Annotated in this window: 17 protein-coding genes; 6 read left to right on the top strand and 11 right to left on the bottom strand. The window is 44.4% G+C overall.

What is annotated here, in order from left to right:
- Positions 1–53: 53 nt before the first annotated feature.
- Complete coding sequence (locus GX089_11420; GenBank protein ID NLP03097.1) at positions 54–233, top strand: hypothetical protein; 180 nt, start codon at positions 54–56, stop codon at positions 231–233.
- A gap of 15 nt (positions 234–248) precedes the next feature.
- On the opposite strand, the gene GX089_11415 is transcribed toward GX089_11420, so the two are convergent.
- The 4 genes from GX089_11415 to GX089_11400 form a co-directional block, all read right to left on the bottom strand.
- Complete coding sequence (locus GX089_11415; protein ID NLP03096.1) at positions 249–2,285, bottom strand: hypothetical protein; 2,037 nt, start codon at positions 2,283–2,285, stop codon at positions 249–251.
- 226 nt (positions 2,286–2,511) lie between these two features.
- A complete protein-coding gene (locus GX089_11410) occupies positions 2,512–3,012 on the bottom strand; it encodes a hypothetical protein (protein ID NLP03095.1) in 501 nt (166 codons plus the stop codon).
- 494 nt (positions 3,013–3,506) lie between these two features.
- A complete protein-coding gene (locus GX089_11405) occupies positions 3,507–4,478 on the bottom strand; it encodes a glycerol-3-phosphate dehydrogenase (GenBank protein ID NLP03094.1) in 972 nt (323 codons plus the stop codon).
- A 669-nt stretch (positions 4,479–5,147) separates the two neighbouring features.
- Positions 5,148–6,116, bottom strand: a complete 969-nt coding sequence (locus GX089_11400; protein ID NLP03093.1) for a tRNA-dihydrouridine synthase family protein — start codon at positions 6,114–6,116, stop codon at positions 5,148–5,150.
- A 127-nt stretch (positions 6,117–6,243) separates the two neighbouring features.
- Here GX089_11400 and GX089_11395 point away from each other — a divergent pair, with 127 nt between their 5' ends.
- Complete coding sequence (locus GX089_11395; protein ID NLP03092.1) at positions 6,244–8,316, top strand: tetratricopeptide repeat protein; 2,073 nt, start codon at positions 6,244–6,246, stop codon at positions 8,314–8,316.
- A gap of 85 nt (positions 8,317–8,401) precedes the next feature.
- On the top strand, positions 8,402–9,496 hold the full coding sequence (locus GX089_11390; GenBank protein ID NLP03091.1) for a glycosyltransferase family 4 protein: 1,095 nt from the start codon (positions 8,402–8,404) through the stop codon (positions 9,494–9,496).
- A 204-nt stretch (positions 9,497–9,700) separates the two neighbouring features.
- On the opposite strand, the gene GX089_11385 is transcribed toward GX089_11390, so the two are convergent.
- Positions 9,701–10,228, bottom strand: coding sequence for an NUDIX domain-containing protein (locus GX089_11385; protein NLP03090.1), 528 nt, complete (start codon positions 10,226–10,228; stop codon positions 9,701–9,703).
- A 530-nt stretch (positions 10,229–10,758) separates the two neighbouring features.
- On the opposite strand from GX089_11385, the gene GX089_11380 reads away from it, so the two are divergent.
- Positions 10,759–11,640 carry a TIM barrel protein gene (locus GX089_11380; protein ID NLP03089.1) on the top strand — a complete coding sequence of 294 codons (882 nt, stop codon included), beginning with the start codon at positions 10,759–10,761 and terminating at the stop codon, positions 11,638–11,640.
- Here the strand turns inward: GX089_11380 and GX089_11375 are convergent.
- The 5 genes from GX089_11375 to GX089_11355 all read right to left on the bottom strand — a co-directional run bounded on the left by GX089_11375 (position 11,625) and on the right by GX089_11355 (position 16,382).
- Complete coding sequence (locus GX089_11375; GenBank protein ID NLP03088.1) at positions 11,625–12,560, bottom strand: hypothetical protein; 936 nt, start codon at positions 12,558–12,560, stop codon at positions 11,625–11,627. The two genes, GX089_11380 and GX089_11375, sit on opposite strands and share 16 nt — an antisense overlap.
- Before the next feature lie 241 nt (positions 12,561–12,801).
- Positions 12,802–13,692 carry an MCE family protein gene (locus GX089_11370; protein ID NLP03087.1) on the bottom strand — a complete coding sequence of 297 codons (891 nt, stop codon included), beginning with the start codon at positions 13,690–13,692 and terminating at the stop codon, positions 12,802–12,804.
- The gene (locus tag GX089_11365; protein NLP03086.1) at positions 13,692–14,426 is read right to left on the bottom strand and encodes an ATP-binding cassette domain-containing protein; all 735 of its coding nucleotides are present in this window, start codon (positions 14,424–14,426) and stop codon (positions 13,692–13,694) included. Before GX089_11365 ends, GX089_11370 begins: the two co-directional genes overlap by 1 nt.
- Positions 14,423–15,193, bottom strand: a complete 771-nt coding sequence (locus GX089_11360) for an ABC transporter permease (protein NLP03085.1) — start codon at positions 15,191–15,193, stop codon at positions 14,423–14,425. The genes GX089_11365 and GX089_11360 overlap by 4 nt, the downstream gene beginning before the upstream one ends.
- Positions 15,162–16,382 (bottom strand): AI-2E family transporter, encoded by a 1,221-nt coding sequence (locus GX089_11355; GenBank protein NLP03084.1) that lies wholly within the window; start codon positions 16,380–16,382, stop codon positions 15,162–15,164. The genes GX089_11360 and GX089_11355 overlap by 32 nt, the downstream gene beginning before the upstream one ends.
- A gap of 133 nt (positions 16,383–16,515) precedes the next feature.
- Between GX089_11355 and GX089_11350 the strand changes: the two genes are divergently transcribed.
- The gene (locus GX089_11350) at positions 16,516–17,517 is read left to right on the top strand and encodes an aldehyde dehydrogenase (protein NLP03083.1); all 1,002 of its coding nucleotides are present in this window, start codon (positions 16,516–16,518) and stop codon (positions 17,515–17,517) included.
- 45 nt (positions 17,518–17,562) lie between these two features.
- On the opposite strand, the gene GX089_11345 is transcribed toward GX089_11350, so the two are convergent.
- Positions 17,563–17,925: a hypothetical protein gene (locus tag GX089_11345; protein NLP03082.1), complete on the bottom strand. Its 363-nt coding sequence runs from the start codon at positions 17,923–17,925 to the stop codon at positions 17,563–17,565.
- Positions 17,926–18,026: 101 nt separating this feature from the next.
- Between GX089_11345 and GX089_11340 the strand changes: the two genes are divergently transcribed.
- The gene (locus GX089_11340) at positions 18,027–18,224 is read left to right on the top strand and encodes a ferredoxin (protein ID NLP03081.1); all 198 of its coding nucleotides are present in this window, start codon (positions 18,027–18,029) and stop codon (positions 18,222–18,224) included.
- Positions 18,225–18,288 lie beyond the last annotated feature (64 nt).

The raw sequence follows: 18,288 nt of genomic DNA, 5'->3' as shown, positions 1-18,288 counted from the left end.
ACTATGGCTCCCTGGAAAGGGCGTCTCTATACAAAGGAACATACCCTGAGGTAATGAAACCCTGGATTGCCCGGATGGACTGGAAAGATCAGCTTCAGTACACAGGAAAATCTCCAGTGCGGCATAAGCATGACAGGCTTAAATACCGCATCCTTACTTTTCTTGAGCAGAAAGTATTCGGGGGAAGACAGCTTGGGGGCTTTAAGAATTATATCCTGCTTAAGAATAAGTAGCAGGGCTGATGGCTCTCACTTCTCATCCACCCCCGGAGCCACCCTTTTAATTACAGCAGGTGAACCCGGCCGCTTGAGATCACGTACTAATCTTCCTGACAGAGTAAATATCTTATCATCCGGCGAAAGAGGAATTATTGAGAATGGGAGTTCTTTTTTATACCGAATATTATTAGTCATCTTTTTACGGCTGATTACCGTTGAATTGACAGCAATGTCCTCTTTCAGCTTTATCTTCATAATAGTTGCGGCAGAGAGTCCATATATAGTGCCTATAGCCCATCCGGTGTTACCACTGAAATCTATAGCAAAAAGATTTGCACCCAGGTTTTTGATTGGTGAAAAGGCCTGAAATTCCTTGTCTGTTTTGATAAAACTGTTGCAGAAGAGAATGAAAAAAGTGTCAAGTGATGCCGATACGTAAGAGTTGTAAGAGGTGGTGGGTGTTGAGTGGTAAGCCCATGTACTTCCTCCGTTTTTGGTATACCAGAAGCGGGCGTTTGATGTTGTGACAATGCCGGTCTGTTCATCAAGGAAACAGACATTAAGAATGTATTGATCTTCTATAATCGGGGTTACACCACCCGGTGCGCTGATTGTTTTTCTTGCCCAGGATTCTCCGCAATTCACTGTCTTGTAAAGCTCTCCTCTGCTGGCACCAAGAAAAGCTGTTTGTGCATTGAGCATCTGAATGCAGTTAAAAACGATTGTAGAGGATGTTGATGGATTGTCTAAAATCTCCCAGTTCTTACCACCATCGGTGGTACGGAGAAGTGCTCCCTTGGTTCCCGCTACTAATCCTGTGTCATTGTTGATAAATTTTACAGCATTAAAGTCGTAAACTGATGAGAAGGGGTTTCCCTGCTCTTCCCAGGTTTCTCCCCCATCAGATGTGTGAAAAATAGTGGCTGAGTTTCCCACTGCCCAGCCATGGGTTGGGGTAGGGAAATGGATACCAAAAAAATTACCTGTAAATCCGGTTTCATGCAAAGTCCAGCTATTGCCGCCATCTTTGGTGGAAACGATAACACCTGAATCACCTGCCGCAAAAGCTGTATTGCTGTCTACTGCACATACCGCTCTGAGATAATCATTCAGCACAGGTTTAAAGAGAAAATTCCAGGTTTTCCCGCCATCTTCTGTTTTGGCAATATCACCGGTTTTTGACAGGTAGCCGGTCGATGAATCCGTGAAAAGAACCGATTCCACGTTGGAAATTGCTGAATCATTTACAGTGATCCAGTCCTCTCCCAGATTAGTTGACCGGTATATTGCTCCATTACCGCTGACAGCAATTAGAGTGCTGTCAAGATAGAAAATCCTGGCTATTGATTTGGTAGTATCGATCTGCTTTAAGGTCCAGGTAGTACCCCGGTTTACAGTCTTGAGTATGGTTTCCTTATTACCTGCTGCAAATCCGATACTGTCACTCACAAAGATGACAGCATTCAGTTGCTGGGTGGTTTTGCTTGACTGAAGGACCCAGTTTTTCCCGTTCTGAGTGAATGCTATTTTCCCGTCAAAACCCACAATCCATCCTGTGTTGAAATCCTCAAAATGTGCGGCATACCATGAGGTGGATTGTCCTGAAGGCATCGATTCCCATGTCTTCCCACCATCCATTGTTTTCATTAGCAGGTCGGAAGACCCAACTATCCATCCGCTGTCAGGAGAAAGCATATAAATGTTGCGAATAGTGTTTTTTCCGATTTTGATTGTATCCACAACTGATTCGAAAATGTTTATCTTTGATACATATTTACTGCCATTTCTCTCCATCAAAAACCATATGTTTTCCCTGTCAAAAGGAAACATGGCAGCTTGAAAGCCATCACCAAGAAACAGTCTGGGCCTTATTTCCCATGTTCTGCCCATATCGGGGCTCAACGAAATTGTGCCGTCATACCCGATTATAACCAGCGTATCGGAGGAGAGCGGGAAAATACCCTGTATTGGTGAACCATCGGGAAAAGGACTCTGGAAAAACCACTCTTCACCAGCAACAGTAAAGACAGCCGTAAGCAGGAAGACGATGGAGGTCAGTCGTGCCATGGAATAAATCCTGGGTGAGAAAAGATTTGTATATTAGTCCAGATCAGAAGCGCATATCTGAACAGAATAAATATAGTTCATGCGGCAAAAAACGCTGATTTTCAATGTATAAATCAGCACAACTTCTCTTTTCCCCAAAAATTTCAGTGAGTTCAACCTCTTTCTTCATATTATCAGAAAAGGCAATACTTTGCAATTGAATTTTCGCAGCAGATATCTTAATAGCTCAAGCTTCCTCTTCCTCCTCTTCTATCTCGCAATAGTCCTTCTGGAAACATTCTTCGCAATATCCATTGCACCCGATATAAGTTATAAATTGTATGCTTTCTGAGGAGACCGGTACTGTGTCATCAAGGACATCATCGAGGATATACTTGTAATAAATACTGTCTGGAACACCATCAGAAAGAACAATATTAACATGATTCTTCTCCAGAATTTGAAGGATATCATTAACTTTCTCCTTCAGTTCCTTCCGACTCATCTCCTCCAGTGACGGGAATTTGTAATCGGGAGGAAAAAAAGATCTGACTACATTTGATGGAAGATCGATCTGTTCAAACTCCATATACATCTTAAGTGTCCTGTTGTATCTCAAAGGATCTTTTTTGTCATCAGAGTCAAAAGTAATTCCTCTTTCCCTCAGTTTCTTCTCCATAACTGAATTATTTGTTGTTAAATCGCTGATATCCTGGTTGCTGTCTTTGAGACTTTCATTAAAAACCATGCTTTTCCTCCTTTTGTTATTTGGTACCTGAACAATGCGGTGCTGCCACTATCCAGTCTGTGTAATAACCAGGTGAAAGATGTAATTAAAGTATGCCCGATCTTCAGAGGCGGAGCATACTGGCCGCAATTAGATTGTCTGAAAGGGAATTATCTTTACAGCCTGGAAAATGCCGGTGCAAGGAGATGCAGGGAATACACTTTTCAAGCTGAATGGGAAATACAACCGGGAATGATTTCTTGAGATCAACTCAAAACTAAATGCCGCACAGGAAAAGGGCAATGGGGAAAAATTCAGGATCGTACACTGTTAGCTTTGGTTGGGAATCAGGATCGGTGACGAGAGATTTTCAAATGAAAACCAGAGTTCTATTTTTAAGAAGGATCAAGTAATCAAGTTAATCATGGGTCGGTTTCGCATAGTCAGGCGAATCGATACCGATTCCGATACCGATCCGACCCCGAGAAGAAAAACATTTGGGGCTTAATGGGGTTTTACCCCAGCACCTCACCAACAAACTCAGGAGGCGTAATCCGCCCCTCAAGCAATCTCCTCAGATTGCACAGCATCGGAAACTCAGGGTTAAACCCCTGTGGTGCAACAGATGAAACGAGGGTCATTAATGCCTGTTTACCCTCTAATACTATGCTTTCAGTAACAGAGCCTGTGAAAAATCCCTTCCCGATAAACAACCCCATAGTCCGGTTCCGGCTCAGATCATTTAATGATGTAAGCCCTAAATCTCCTATGCCGCAATATCTGAATATCGTCTCAGGATCCCCTCCGAATCTCCTTAAAATGGAACGGATCTCGTTTACTGCACGGGTAAACACCATAAACCGCGAATTTGCCGAGTTGAAGGTGGCATCGAAAATCCCAAGTATGATTGCATAGACATTCTTGACTATGCTGAGGATCTCTACCCCGGCCATATCTGTTGTAAAATCCAGATGCAGATTGGTTCCCCTGCATACCTGAACTATCTCTTCAAAGTAAAGTGGTTCCCTTGAGGAAAAAGTAAACGCGGTAGGGGAGTGATTTATAAGCTCCGAAGCGAAACTTGGCCCCTTCAGGCAGCCCACCGGCACGGTGATATTCTCCTCAAGATCCTCTGCAATGTTTTTGCTATCCCGACCAAATCCCTTGGCCAGATTTACTACCAGACCGGCACTCTCTATCACCCGCTTATTTTCCAGCACGAAATCCATAACATGACGGGATGGGATTGCAAGCATCAGAATGTCACACTTCAAAGTGTCCTGAAGGTCTGCTGTGGCACCGATTCTGTCGCTTAACTGCGTATGAAGGAGGTATTTACTATTCTTGTGATAGACATTAATATCATGGACTACATCCGGTTCGATGGAAAAAAGGAGAAGTTCGTTCTGATGATTCAGGGCAAGGCAGTTCGCCAGCGCAGTCCCGAATGACCCTGCTCCGATAATGCAAATTTTATTAGTATTCATAGGAAACCTGAAACCTTGGGTGAAAAACATAGGACTTATTAAAGGAATGCGAGATTGGATGAGGGTTATTTGTGGAATTTTTTTAAAGAAGAAACTCTGGTGGAGGTTAGCTTGTTTTTGCCTCACAACCGAAGTGCTCTGCATTTATGCACACATTTTGCATTTAAGAGATAATGCGGGGAAGGTCTCCCCCTGTCTCCAGCCCGTCGAAGACTCCGGTCTTCCGCCACCCCCTCTGTGTTGACGTAGTGCAGTACCCCGCGGGAAACTGTTACAAGTCGGGTAAGTTAAGCTAGCTTCTTAATTTTTTACTGGTGGAAGAAGAAACGATAATTGTATGGATAAGAGTCTGAACTGTGATTTAATTGACTAAGATGATTTCTGGATTCCTGATTTTACAGAAAACGTGGAAAGAAAAGTGCTGCTTGTGATGAACATCTGTCACGTAGAAGGTCCTGACCATGACGGTCCTCCGGCATGGATAATGATTCGTTACCTTCAGCGGGGGTTTTAGGGGCCAGGGACACGGCCGCTACCGTTTTTTTATTGCTTTTAATAAAAGATTCCTGCGTTTGCAGACCAGCTAAGCTGCTTAAAATCAAAAAACAGACTGGACGGTTTCGTACGGGTAAGAACACGAACAGATATGGCGATAAAAATTAAAAGTGATTATGAAATGTATACTTTACCGGACACTTCTGACTTGAACACTGAATCAATCAATTCCATATATGAAGCGATACTTTTGGTTTTCTGTATCTTTTTCAGCAGTCTTTTCTCCTCAGGAAAAGATCCGGCAAGGTAAAGCCATAACCCTTTCATCCTGCCTAGAACATGAGCCGGACCACTGAGTATCCTGGAGACATTACAGTAGAATTCATCATGGAATAATCTTAGCCTGGATCTGTCAGGTTCTGCATCACAACCGCGCAGTGCCTGAAGAAGAAACGGGTTTGCAATTACTCCCCGTCCTATCATCCATCGATTTATTTCAGGGAAACTCTTTGATAGATTTGCAAAATCATCGGCAGTGAAAATATCTCCGTTGTACACAACTCTGTGTCTGCACTCAGAAGCACATATTCTGAATGCTTCGATATCTACACATCCGGAGTATTCCTGTGAGCCGGTTCTGGGATGAATAATGACCTCAGAGAGAGGAAAATCATTGAAAACAGGGATAACTTTCTCCAGATCGTGCTTGTCATTAAGCCCTAGTCTTACCTTTACGGAAAGGGAACATGGCAGTGATGGGACAAGTGTATCCAGTATCGATCTTATCATTTCCGGGTAGGGAAGAAGCCCTGAACCGCGTTTCTTACGGGTTACCGGTGTAAACGGACATCCAAGGTTCCAGTTTACAGTTGAATATCCCAGATCTGTCAGACATGATGCCAGTGTGAGGATCTCTTCAGGGTTGTTTCCGATAATCTGAGGTATCACTCTTCTGCGGTCGTTGTCTTCAGAGAGAATATCTTTTATGTGCGATCTGGCTACCGCTTTTCCTTTAACTGTGGGTATGAACGGGGTCATCAGAAAATTGAACCTGCCGAAATATTTTTCGAAAGCGGTTCTGAAAAAACAATCGGTAATGCCGCGCAGCGGAGCGAGATAGAAAATATGGTTGTTTGTGTTCATTTTTCGGTTAAAAAATACTATACAGAACGGGAAGAGAGAAGAATGTAGAGAATGAAGTTTTTCCTGGTTATGCTTGACATCGCCTTGTTGAGTGGTTAAAATCCAATTCTGGAGAGAAAACGCAGAAATGACGGATAAATCAGACATATCATACCGAGCCCTGTATCAGAGAGGAATAGATCTGCTCAAAGAGGGGAAAACAAAGGAAGCACAGGAGACTCTGCTACAGTTAAACTCCAGTTTCCCCAAATCACATGAGATCCATTTTGCTCTTGGCAATGCTTTTCGTCTTTCAGGAGATTTTAAAAAAGCTGTAGAACATTTCACGGAAGCTACCCTTTTAAAACCTGATTTCTTTGCTGCACATTTTAATCTCGGCTCTGCACTTAAAGAACTGAAACTCTATGATAAAGCAACGGTACACCTCAGAGAGGCTCTGCGCCTGAAAAGTGACTCCTTTGAAGCTCTTCTGAACCTTGGATTAATCCTTAAGGAGCAGGGGAAACTCAGCGATGCTCTCGATTCATTTCAGAGAGCAAGCCGGTTAAGAGACGATATTCCTATGTTGCTTGTCAATATGGCAGAGGTATATTCAGGTCTGGAAAGGTACGATGAAGCGCTGAGTTACATGCAGAAAGCGCTGCACCTTTCTCCGGATTCGCCTGATCTGCTTAACGGAATGGGAAATATCCATGTTTTGAGGAAAGACCCTGAAAGCGCAAAGAAATGCTATGTTCAGGCTCTTAATCTAAGGCCGGATTTCCCCGATGCCTATCACAATCTTGGAATTGTGATGCGAGGATGGGATAGAATAGATGAAGCGGTTTTCTGTTTCAGAAATGCTCTCCGGTTTAACCCGGGGATGGTATCTGCACTGTTAAATCTGGGAGAGTGCCTTCTTTCTGCCGGTGAAGAGGAGGCATCCGTAGAGTGTTTCCGTAAAGTACTGGATATCGATCCGGAATGCTCTGCTGCTGCTGACAATCTTCTGCTTGCTATGAACTACGATCCGGCGTACGATCAGAAATCCCTGTTTGAGGAACATATCAGGTGGTTTGGCAGGAGACCCGAACCAGTGAGATCGTTTGCAAATGATCCTGATCCCCGCCGCCCTCTGAAAATCGGATATGTTTCTCCGGACTTCTGCAGGCATCCGGCTGCTTCTTTCCTGGAACCGCTTATCCTGAATCACAACAGAGATGAATTTAAGGTGTTCTGTTATTCCCAGACCACCCATCAGGATCAAAGAACAGAAATGTTTAAAAAACAAGCACAGAACTGGAGAGAGATTGAGCGCCTTGATGACAACAGTGCTGTGGAATTGATAAAAGAAGATAAAATAGACATTCTGATTGACTGCGCCGGTCACATGAACGGGAATCGATTGGGAATTTTTGCACTGAGGGCCGCTCCGGTGCAGATATCAGGTATAGGATATCCTAATACAACGGGGCTTAAATCCATGGATTACCGGCTGACCGATGCGATAGCTGATCCTCCGGGTGAAGCGGATCTTCATACTGAAAAACTGATCCGTCTGGAAAGCGGATTCTGCTGCTATGCTCCTCCGGAGAGTGCGCCTGATGTCTCCTGTCTGCCGGCTCTGGAGAATGGATTTGTCACGTTCGGATCGACCCACACTCTTTCCAGACTTAACAAAGATGTGTTGAGACTCTGGGCTGATGTGCTCGATGCTGTTGACAAATCCAGATTGCTTGTTTTCCGATCGACTCTTTCAGATAATTCCATCTCGAGACTCAGGGAACTATGTGTCAAATCCGGGATCGATCCCGATAGAATCGGTTTCAGACGGGAAGTTCCATCTGAGGGGCATCTCAAGATTTATTCTGATATCGATCTGCTTCTTGACACCTTCCCCTGGAGCGGGCATACTACATCCTGCGAGGCACTATGGATGGGTGTACCTGTGATTACCTTGAGAGGGGACCGCCACGCAGGCCGAATGGTTTCGAGTGTGCTTGACAAAATTGGATTGAGGGAAGCAGTAGCTGAATCTGCGGAAGAATACGTGAAGATCGCACGCCGCTTAACTTCTGATCTGAACAGACTGGCTCTGTTGCGTGCCTCTCTGAGGGAAAAAATGAAAAACTCAGAACTTTGCGATGGAGCAAAGTATACAGGATGCCTCGAAAAACATCTCAGGGAAATCTGGATCGACTGGTGTGAAAGACAGAAGTAATAGTTTCTGCTTCTGAAGGAAGAAAACTATTTTTAGCAGTTCCTGCGTAATCTGAGATATTGAATTGATTATTCCTGGTGAGTAAATGAAAAAATCTATTCTGGTCATTAACTGGCGTGATATTCTCAATCCGGAGGCGGGTGGAGCTGAGATTTACTATCACGAAATTTTCAAGCGTTTAGTGCACAGAGGTTTTGATGTTACTGTTCTGGCTCACTCATTCGATAAAGAAAAGGAAGTCGTTTACGAGGGAATAAAAACCATCCGTATCGGAAATAAATATCTGTTCAATTACAGCGTGATTCCCTGGCTGATAAAGAACAGCAATAAATATAACATGATAATCGAGGATCTGAATAAGGTTCCTTTTTTCACTCCTCTTTTTGTGCGTCGTCCGAGACTGCACATGGTGATGCATTTTTTTGGAAAATCAATTTTCCAGGAAACCAACTTCATTCTGGCTTCTTATATTTACCTGATGGAAAAACTGTTCAGTCCTGTATACAAAAAAGAATCGTTTGTTGCTATTTCCAGAAGCACCAGAGAAGATATAGTAAAAGCCGGAGTCCCTGAAGAACATGTTCACATCGTGGAACCTGGAATTGACACCTCTTTTTTTCATCCCACAGTTCCTAAAGCTTCCTCGCCTGTGCTGGCGTATGTTGGAAGGCTTATGAAATATAAGAATGTACAGTTTCTGATCAGGTCTCTTCCAGTGTTGAAGAGAGAAATACCTGAGGTAAAGCTGGAAATTGCTGGAAGTGGTGATTATCTTGAGGAGCTGAAAAAGATTGCGGAAATTTCCGGAGTAGCAGATTTGGTTTCCTTTTTAGGAAGAATTGACGAAAGCACCAAGCGGGATTTTCTGAGCAGAGCTACGATATTTGTAAATCCATCCGCAAAAGAGGGGTGGGGGATAAACAATATCGAGGCAAACCTGTGTGGAACTGTATCGCTTTCAAGTAACGTTGAAGGGCTGCGCGATTCTGTTCAGGATGAGGTAACAGGTTTGTTATATGAACCGGGTAATATCGATGATTTTTGTTCAAAAGCAGTTACTCTGCTGAAAAGCAATGAATTGCGTGAACGATTGCAGGAAAATGCCCTGGATTATGCAAAGTCACTGGATTGGGATATTATTGCAGGTAAAATGGAAGATGTCATCAGGAAGAATATTTGAATTTTCTTTATTAAATCACAAATAGCTCTCTTACGCTTCATTACATCCCTGCGAAGCAAATCAAAATGTTGATATTTAAGAGAACTGGATGCCTGTTTTCACAGACATGACGCCTTGAAACTGAATTGATTCATTACAAACACATTCTTACCTTGCATGTCATTTCTGCGGAAGATTGAACCCGGTCTTGACGTTTGAACAGAACTAAATAAACCTGGATGAAATGGAACTGAAATAGCGCAGGGCAGCTCTGGCTGATTCAAAGGCAATCTGTTGAAAAGGTATAGCTTCCGGTTTTACAAATATCAAACCGCTTATTTCAGTGCTCAATACCGGCTGCTCATTGTTCAGCATTCTGCATACGAAAAAGGCATCGGAAGTAAAATAGGTGACATTCTCATAATAGTAGGTATTTGGAAAAGACCCGATATACTCTGGTTCAGATACTTCTATGCCGATCTCTTCACGGATCTCTCTCTTGAGGGCACCTTCAAGCGTCTCCCCGTAATCGACAAAACCACCGGGCAGGTCAAACATCCCTATACATGGATCATGTGCGCGCTTAGCCAGCAGTATCTCTTTATTAGAGATAATTATCCCTCCTACCGCAGATGCCATGTTGTGGAAATAAATATATCCGCAGTTCCTGCATTTGATCCCGTTTTTAAGAAAAACCTCCAGAGCCTCATTCCCGCAGTTCGGGCAGTATTTGAATCCTGTATACTGTATCAACAGTGTCGTTCCTTGTTAAAAAGAGAAAATCGGTATAACTGATCAGATGAAAATACAACAGGTATGATACTTTTGCTCAGATTCGATCTTTGGAATCGGAATCGGTATCGGTATCGAAAACATTGCATAATCACTTTCACCCTGGTGATTCTGCGCCGGGGACAGACTGCTTTTTTACTTTTAGAACCCAGGGGACAGACTACTTTTTTGCTTTTATGGGGATAACTTCCCAGGGAGTTTTAAACGCCGAGAGAGCCAAAGGACGCACTGGCTTGGAAAACAAAATCACATAAATCACAGTTTATACATTCATATCCTCGAAAATTCCACAAGATCTATGCTTTTCTGTTCACAAAATCAGGCACTTTGGACAGTTTTTCCTTATTAGATGCGAAAAAGGAAAAAAAACAGTCTGTCCCCGAAAAATGAAAAAGAGAAAAAAGTAGTCCGTCCCCAGGCCCGAGAAAATTGGAACACTTTTTGAAGCTATCACTTCTGTCCCCTTACCAAAACCCATACTGGAAAAAGACATGGCACTATTTGGGCAGAAACTCGACATCTTAGATATCTTCGATGAAAAATGGCAGAAACGCTTTGCTGAACCATCGGTTCTTGGATCCATGCTGAGAGAGTACGGCGTTTCCTTCGTTGAGTTTGCCATCGGTGAGGAGACCGACAGGGAACTGATTCTCCAGGCTGCCAGGATCTTTTCCGCTGAGGGGATTTTCCTTTCTCTTCATCCCCATTTTTACAAATCCCTCTCACCGGAGATTTTTGATAAATCCAGAATCCCGGAACTGCAGAGATTCCTTGAAACAGTCCGGAAAGCGGCTGAGATCACCCGTGTCCCAATGCCTCTGGTCTTTCATGGCGGGAGAGCTGAGTGGGATCCGTTTTTCCGCCCTTTGGATAATGCATTAGCATCATCAAAAGCTTTTTTCCGGTGGATCGATCAAACAGTTGTTGATAATTACGGGGATATAATTCCGGTTTGTGAAACACAGATCCCCTGGAGTGTATCCAATAGGGGAATGGTGAGACTGGGGGACACCTATAAAAGCTGCCTTGAACTGATTGACGGCACGGGAATAGGTATTTGCTGGGATTTTGGTCACACTTTCCGGGCCTCCTCGATTGGAAAACAGGAAGATTATCCGGATGACCACTTTCTATCCAGGGTTCGCCATGTACATGCCCATGATACGGTACAAACACCCTCTGGTCCTGAGGACCATTATCCTCTCGATGAAGGGTTTGCGCCATGGAAAGAATATTGTGCCGAACTCGCGCGTCACGAATACGATGATACGATTTTGCTGGAAGTAAACCCGATGCACTACAGGGACCTCAGAGAGTTTCTTCAAGGTACCCGTGATAATATTACCAGTCTTAAAAGTTATTTCCCTGCTTGACCGAAAATAAGCCACAAAGCAATTGGAACTGTGACTACTGTGGCCAGAGTCGACAAGATAGCAGTGCTTGCGGCAAATGAGGGTGATCCGCCAAACCTGCGGGTAAAAATCACTGATGCGGCCGCAACCGGCATCAATGAGACCACTACTGCTACTGTGAAGACATCAGGAGAGATCGGGAGAGCCTTGAGTACAATAATGGCAAGGGTGGGGAGGATGACCAGACGTACGATAGTGCTGTAGATTACCGCCCAGGTTATTCTGATAGCTGAAGATTGTGCAAATGATGCACCGATCAGAATCAGCATGACAGGTACCGATGCCGATCCTGCTGCAGAGATAATTCTGATAATAACCTCAGGAAAGTATTTGTAAATTCCGCTGAAAGCAACAATGAGGGCGATTATAATCGCTGCGAGATTCGGGGTTAATAGCTGTCTGATTTTTAGTATGTCTTTTTTTTCTGCGGTCCTGAGAATCCCTACTCCGATTGTCCATACTCCAAGAGTGGTTCCGAGATTGAAAAGAAATAGATTTGCCAGCATGCTTTCTCCCCAGACATTACGGATGATAACGATGGGGAGATACACTGAATTGTTAACCGCACAGAAATGTATAAATGTGCGGTGTATTTTCCGACTGTTGGAAAAGATACCAAATCTCAGGAGTATTCCGGACAGCATTCCATAGATCACAAGCCCAAGCCCAATCAGCGGGAGCGGCCAGAGCTCTATGAAACGGTTGACCTCCAGGCCGGATGTTATAGAATGGAAAATGTAGGCCGGGAAGAGAAAATCCAGGACAAATTTGGACCACCTGTCAATCTCGTTGTCATTTATATATCCTGAATTCAGGGCCAGGGCTCCAATAGCGAATAAACCGAAAACTTCCAGTATCGCCAGTATTATTGCTATTGTCATCTCTCTCCCTGAGCTTTTTCCGAATTGTAGTACACGGCATCAGAAATTAAATCCCGCACTTACCATTTAGTGCCATTTTCGGAATCGGAATCGGTATCGAAACATCTATTATGTGCAGAAGCATCTCACATGGAGGCACAAATCAATTAGCAATCGTAGTCAATTTTATAGAGCCGGATTATCATTAAATCTCTTTCTCTTGCTAAATCAGTGTAATCATTCCTTATCAGCTTAATCAGGTCTAGAATAGTTTGATGTTGAAGTATTTTCCCGGATTTTTTCTGAGATCAGCTATCAGTTTGTCAATCTGGTCAGCAGCACTCTTAAGAGATAACACTGTCTGTCGCACATCCTCGGCTAATTGCTGGTCTTTGAGAAGAACTCCGGCCAGGCTGCCTTTGTTATCGCCGGAGCCATTTCTCATATCTTCCAGAAGGCTTGAAATTCCAACGGCTATATCATTGAGATTGGTGTAAAGAGAACTATCCTCGACCAGCATCGAAAGAGATCCCTTTTTTGAATAGAACCTGTTGGTTAAACGCGACAAGGCACCGGCGCTTGCATTGAGATTGTCATATAATCCAGGATCGCTGGCCAGCTTATGGAGGGTGCCGCCACTGTCTTTCAAGGTTGTAAGGACAGCTCCCAGCAGCATAAGCGTACTGTCAAGTGTTAGCATTACTGTCCTGGTAGAGGCTATTATCTGCTCGAACCCTGTCGCGCTCATTCCGGAAATGGTATCTTCAAAAGCTACTGGAACCCCGGTGTGTGTGCCTGGATTTATCTCGATGTATTTGTCACCCAGGATACCCATGGTCATGATCATGGCAACTGAATTTTTGCTCAAGGCGGAAAAGTTTTTCTGGTTAATTGCCATTTTCACTACAGCACCGTCTTTATCGAGTTTTATTTCCTTTACGATACCGACCTCATAGCCGTAAAGCCATACCGGCGCACCGGTTCTTAAACCCTGTATGTTTTGAATTCTGGCAAAGAGGGTGCTTTTAGGGGAGAGGACAGCGCTTATGTTGCCTGAGAAAAAGATTGTAATGAAAAGAAACAGAACAGCAAGAGTTATCACAATACCCGATCTTAAAGACGACCAGGCTATTTTTTTCTGCATTTCATACATCAGTGTATCTCCCTCCAGTAACTGAGGAAAAGTCGCAGGTCCGGGATATCTGCATTAAGCATCTGCTCTTTTGTTCCATCAAAGAGAATACTGCTGTTTTTAAGAAACATGAATCTCCGGGCAAGTCTCAAGGCATCGGGTATTGCATGTGTCACAACGATAAACCCCCTCTCCCTTCCATCAAGATCTTTGATCAATCTGCAGATTTTATCTGCACTGAGCGGATCCAGGTCACTCGTAGGCTCATCGTAGAGAAACATCTTCGATTCCCTGGTTGCCAGAGCGCGGGCTATGGCTACTCTCCTCTGCATGCCTCCGCTCAACTCCTCAGGCATCAGATCGATTGCTTCTTCAACTCCCACAAACCCCAGGAGTTTCCTGACATGGTTCTCAATCTCATTCTCGGTATAATTTGTAAATTCACGGAAATAGAATGCTACGTTTTCCCTTACCGTAAGAGAATCAAACAGCGCACCATCCTGAAAAACGATACTGAATTTTTTCCTTACCGATGCCAGTTTTTCTTCAGGCAGGTCGGTTATGTCAAGATCATCAATGAATATTCTGCCACTGTCGGGATGCAGAAGACGCAGAATAAGTCTCAGCAGGGTGGTTTTCCCCTCGCCGCTGCTTCCCAATACAGCTACCGTTTCATTGCTGCCGATAAAAAAACTGACCTCCTTCAGTACAGTGTGACCTCCCCGTGAAAAGGTGACGTTTTCAAATCTGATCATACCGAGTAACCAAAGAGAAAGAGGATAATTTTAGTGACTATAAAATCGCTGATAATTATCAGGATAGTAGAGATCACAAATGCCCTGGTTGTGGAACTTCTCAGGCCTACTGCCCCCCCATGGGTGGAAAGGCCGGTGTAGCAGCTTATCCCTGCGATTATAAGACCGAATACAAAGGGCTTTACAGCACCTGAGATTATATACCTCGTTTCCATTATTACCCTTATAGAGTCCCAGTAAACAGTGCTGCTCTGGTTATTGACTACTGAAGAGATATACCATCCACCGGTCAGCGAAACAGCATCTGCTATGATAGTGAGCGCAGGAAGCATCAGAACAGATCCCAGAATGCGGGGAGTGATCAGCTTCTTTACAGGATCTATCCCGAAAACTCTCAGGGTGTCAACCTGATGACGCAGTACCATAGTTCCCAGTTCCGAAGCCATCCCGGAGCCAGCCCGTCCTGCAAACACCAGTGCCGTTGCCACAGGACCGATCTCACTTATAATTGAAATTCCTACTACCCGTCCTGTGTATATCTGCAGACCGAGAACAGCAAATTCCGCAGCGATCTGCAGTGAAAGAGCCATCCCTATGAAGAGCGCGACCATGAGGATGATAAGAAGAGAGCCGGCTCCGGCATAGTCCATCTGCTCCATCAGATCGCGGTAGTAAAAAGGCCGGCGGAATATATTCAACAGGCCGCGACAGGTGAGAAGATAGAATTGCTGAAACTCATACAGAATCTGTTTTATCATCCTGCTCATTCTTGTTCCTGCTCTCTCTGAACTGATCGAGGCGAGTCCCGAATTCTGTCTGGTAGATGTCAATCAATGCCACAAAAAATGAGGCGATAACCGGGCCGATTATAAAGCCGCTGATACCAAAAATGCTAAGTCCTCCCAGGGTGGAGAAAAAGATCATCAGATCGTGCATCTTTGCCCCCTGGCCAACAAGCCTCGGACGAATCAGGTTGTCGATGTTTGACACTACTACCAGACTGACAAGTATGATACCAACACCCGTCCAGAACTTTCCCACAAGGATCTGGAATATGCCTGCAGGAATCAAGACCATCCAGGAACCAAGCAACGGTATGATAGAGAGGACCACCATGACAAATCCCCACAGGACCCAGGTCTGTATTCCGAAAATGAGGAGTGTGAGTGCGCCAAATGCTCCCTGGATAAAACCCACAACCAGTGTGCCTTTGATTGTTGCCCTGGAGACCTGCAGAAATCTGGAAAAGATCAGGTTGATATACTGCGATTTTACGGGTGAGAGCATGCGCAGACGGATGAGAAATCTTTCTCCGTCGATAAAAAAGTAGAACATAGTAAAGAGAGTAACAAAGATATCTGTGATAAACCCGAAAATGCCCACAGATGTGCGATTAAGGAATGTTGTGCCATAAGTAGTGAATTGCTGAAGGAGATTCTGCAGCAGTGTCTGCCAGTCGATATTAAATAGCAGAAGCCAGCGGAAAACAGGAGATTCGGTTATCTGGTTGTAAATTCTGCTCTCTTTCCCTTTTTCGAATAACTCCATCACCTGAGGCTGTGCGGTGCCGTAGAACCCGATCATCTGCCGGACCATAAGGTCAAAGAGAATGTATGTGGGGATTAGAAGTCCTATCAGCAGGAGCAGACAACAGAGAATTGAACTGAGTGCTCTTTTGCCCCTGGTAAGTTTTAGCAGACCCTGAAAAAGAGGGTAAAAAAGAACCGCAAATGCGGTCGCCAGGACAAGTGGTTCGATAAAAATTGAGATCAGTGGGATGAATGCTATGGCCGAGATTGTGAGAAGGCCCAGAAGAACATAGCGGCTTAATCTTTCATTTCCATATGATTTCTTTTCTGGTATTACCCGGACAGGCTTTTCTGTTTTGATGCAGGATTCATTCTGCTTTTCAGGGTTTTGGCTCTGGGAGTTGAAATTCATAGGTGTGTCTTCCAAACAGAATTGCCCCTCTTTCCGGGGGATAAGTGCAAAGAATATGCCGTGGTGAGGAGCGGACTGCTACAGAACAGAACTGGTTCCAGTATTGCTTCTCTTACCCCTTACACCATTTTTTAAAGGAGGGATTTTTATGTTCAAAGTAGCTATTAACGGGCTGGGTAGAATCGGGCGTGCAACACTTAAAATTGTGCTGGATAACCCTGAACTCGATCTTGTGGCTGTTAACGACCTTGTCCCGCCAGATAACCTGGCTTATCTGCTAAAGTATGATACCGTTTATGGAAAGTATGAGAAAAGTGTAGAGGTGGAGGGGAACTCTTTGTTGATCGGTGGAAAGAAGATTCCGGTTTTCAGTTCCAAAGACCCTTCTGAACTGCCCTGGGGAAAACTGGGTGTAGATACGGTTTTTGAGTGCACGGGTAAATTAACCGGAAAAGCGGATATGCAAAAGCATATAAATGCCGGTGCCAAATCGGTAATACTTTCCACTACATCCAAAGAGGAAGAGGTGGGGACAGTAGTGGTGGGTGTAAACACAGTGGATCCAAATTCCAAACTTATCTCCTGTGCCAGTTGCACGACTAACTGTATCACTCCTGTAGTAGAGATAATGGGACGCAGAATCGGAATTGAAAAAGCGATTCTCACCACTGTTCACTCCTATACCTCAACACAGAGCATAGTGGATTCACCCAGTAAAAAGTTTCGCCGTGGTCGTGCTGGAGCGATGAATCTTGTGCCCACAAGCACTGGTGCAGCAATTGCCACAACCAGAGCGCTCCCTCAGTACAAGGGAAAATTTGACGGGGTAGCAGTGAGAGCACCTGTTGCAGACGGGTCACTTTCAGATATCACCTTTATCACTTCACGTCCTACTACAGTGGAGGAGATCCGTAATATCTTCCGGGAAGAAGCCTCAAGCCCCAGATATAAAAACATAGTTGGTGTCAGTGAAGATCCCCTTGTATCCACAGATATTATCAAAGACCAGCGTGCATCGGTTGTAGATCTTGAACTTGTGCAGGTTGTAGATGGAAATCTTGTCAAAATAATGAGCTGGTATGATAATGAATGGGGTTATGCAAGTCAGATGGTGCGTGAAGCTGAAAACCTTTCAAAATCGCGAAAATAATCCTACAGTTTTCAAATCGAAAAAGGGCCTCAAAGGCCCTTTCCTTTACCTGACCAGATACCCTGTTATAATCGCCACAATCAGGAATACCGCCAGAACCCAGAAGAAAACCACCAGAGGAGTGGGGGAGACTGCCTGTGGATCCTTGCTCTTGTAGGATATTCCACCAATTCCAAATGCCAGAAGTACCGAGAATATCAGCGCCACAGCTATAAGCGGCAGCCAGAAAACTCCCATAAACATTGGACCAACAGGCCTCAGCCATAGTCCGGCAGCCCAGACAGAGGAGAAAATAACCGAAAAGAAGATCACCAGGGCGCTTCTTGGCCCGCTGTGAAAGCCAAAGCCATAAATAGCAGTGAATATGATTGCGGCAATCAGGGAGAAAGTGATAAGTGACGAGTCCATTGCTTCACAAGAGGCAAATTTGATGCCAGGAGCTTTTCTACTCTGGCATCATGATTGCAAAGCAGATTTTTAGAAATATTAAAAACTCGACGGAGAGGGTTATGAGAGTTTTAGTAGATAATGACATTTGCTCAGGATGTGGTTTGTGCGCCAGTTTGTGCCCGGATGCATTTGACATGGGTGCAGATGGGAAGGCATCACCGCGTCACAAGACGATTCCTACCTGGTTTGAACAGGAGTACCAGAATGCAGCCGATACCTGTCCAGAGGGAGCCATAAAGATATTCTGCCAGGTATAGCGCAGGGGTGCATAGAGAGGCACTCAGGTGCCTCTCAACTGTTTCCCGTATTACTCATGAGATT

The sequence above is a fragment of the Fibrobacter sp. genome (genome assembly GCA_012523595.1).
Classification (GTDB): domain Bacteria; phylum Fibrobacterota; class Chitinivibrionia; order Chitinivibrionales; family Chitinispirillaceae; genus JAAYIG01.
The sequence above is the reverse complement of the archived record's forward strand: the minus strand, read 5'-3'. Positions and strand labels throughout refer to the sequence as shown.

Excerpts from the sequence above, each read along its gene's own strand:
- GX089_11420 (NLP03097.1), top strand. The coding sequence starts at position 54 with ATGAAACCCTGGATTGCCCGGATGGACTGGAAAGATCAGCTTCAGTAC.
- GX089_11415 (NLP03096.1), bottom strand. The coding sequence starts at position 2,285 with ATGGCACGACTGACCTCCATCGTCTTCCTGCTTACGGCTGTCTTTACT.
- GX089_11410 (NLP03095.1), bottom strand. The coding sequence starts at position 3,012 with ATGGTTTTTAATGAAAGTCTCAAAGACAGCAACCAGGATATCAGCGAT.
- GX089_11405 (NLP03094.1), bottom strand. The coding sequence starts at position 4,478 with ATGAATACTAATAAAATTTGCATTATCGGAGCAGGGTCATTCGGGACT.
- GX089_11400 (NLP03093.1), bottom strand. The coding sequence starts at position 6,116 with ATGAACACAAACAACCATATTTTCTATCTCGCTCCGCTGCGCGGCATT.
- GX089_11395 (NLP03092.1), top strand. The coding sequence starts at position 6,244 with ATGACGGATAAATCAGACATATCATACCGAGCCCTGTATCAGAGAGGA.
- GX089_11390 (NLP03091.1), top strand. The coding sequence starts at position 8,402 with ATGAAAAAATCTATTCTGGTCATTAACTGGCGTGATATTCTCAATCCG.
- GX089_11380 (NLP03089.1), top strand. The coding sequence starts at position 10,759 with ATGGCACTATTTGGGCAGAAACTCGACATCTTAGATATCTTCGATGAA.
- GX089_11375 (NLP03088.1), bottom strand. The coding sequence starts at position 12,560 with ATGACAATAGCAATAATACTGGCGATACTGGAAGTTTTCGGTTTATTC.
- GX089_11370 (NLP03087.1), bottom strand. The coding sequence starts at position 13,692 with ATGTATGAAATGCAGAAAAAAATAGCCTGGTCGTCTTTAAGATCGGGT.
- GX089_11365 (NLP03086.1), bottom strand. The coding sequence starts at position 14,426 with ATGATCAGATTTGAAAACGTCACCTTTTCACGGGGAGGTCACACTGTA.
- GX089_11360 (NLP03085.1), bottom strand. The coding sequence starts at position 15,193 with ATGAGCAGGATGATAAAACAGATTCTGTATGAGTTTCAGCAATTCTAT.
- GX089_11350 (NLP03083.1), top strand. The coding sequence starts at position 16,516 with ATGTTCAAAGTAGCTATTAACGGGCTGGGTAGAATCGGGCGTGCAACA.
- GX089_11345 (NLP03082.1), bottom strand. The coding sequence starts at position 17,925 with ATGGACTCGTCACTTATCACTTTCTCCCTGATTGCCGCAATCATATTC.
- GX089_11340 (NLP03081.1), top strand. The coding sequence starts at position 18,027 with ATGAGAGTTTTAGTAGATAATGACATTTGCTCAGGATGTGGTTTGTGC.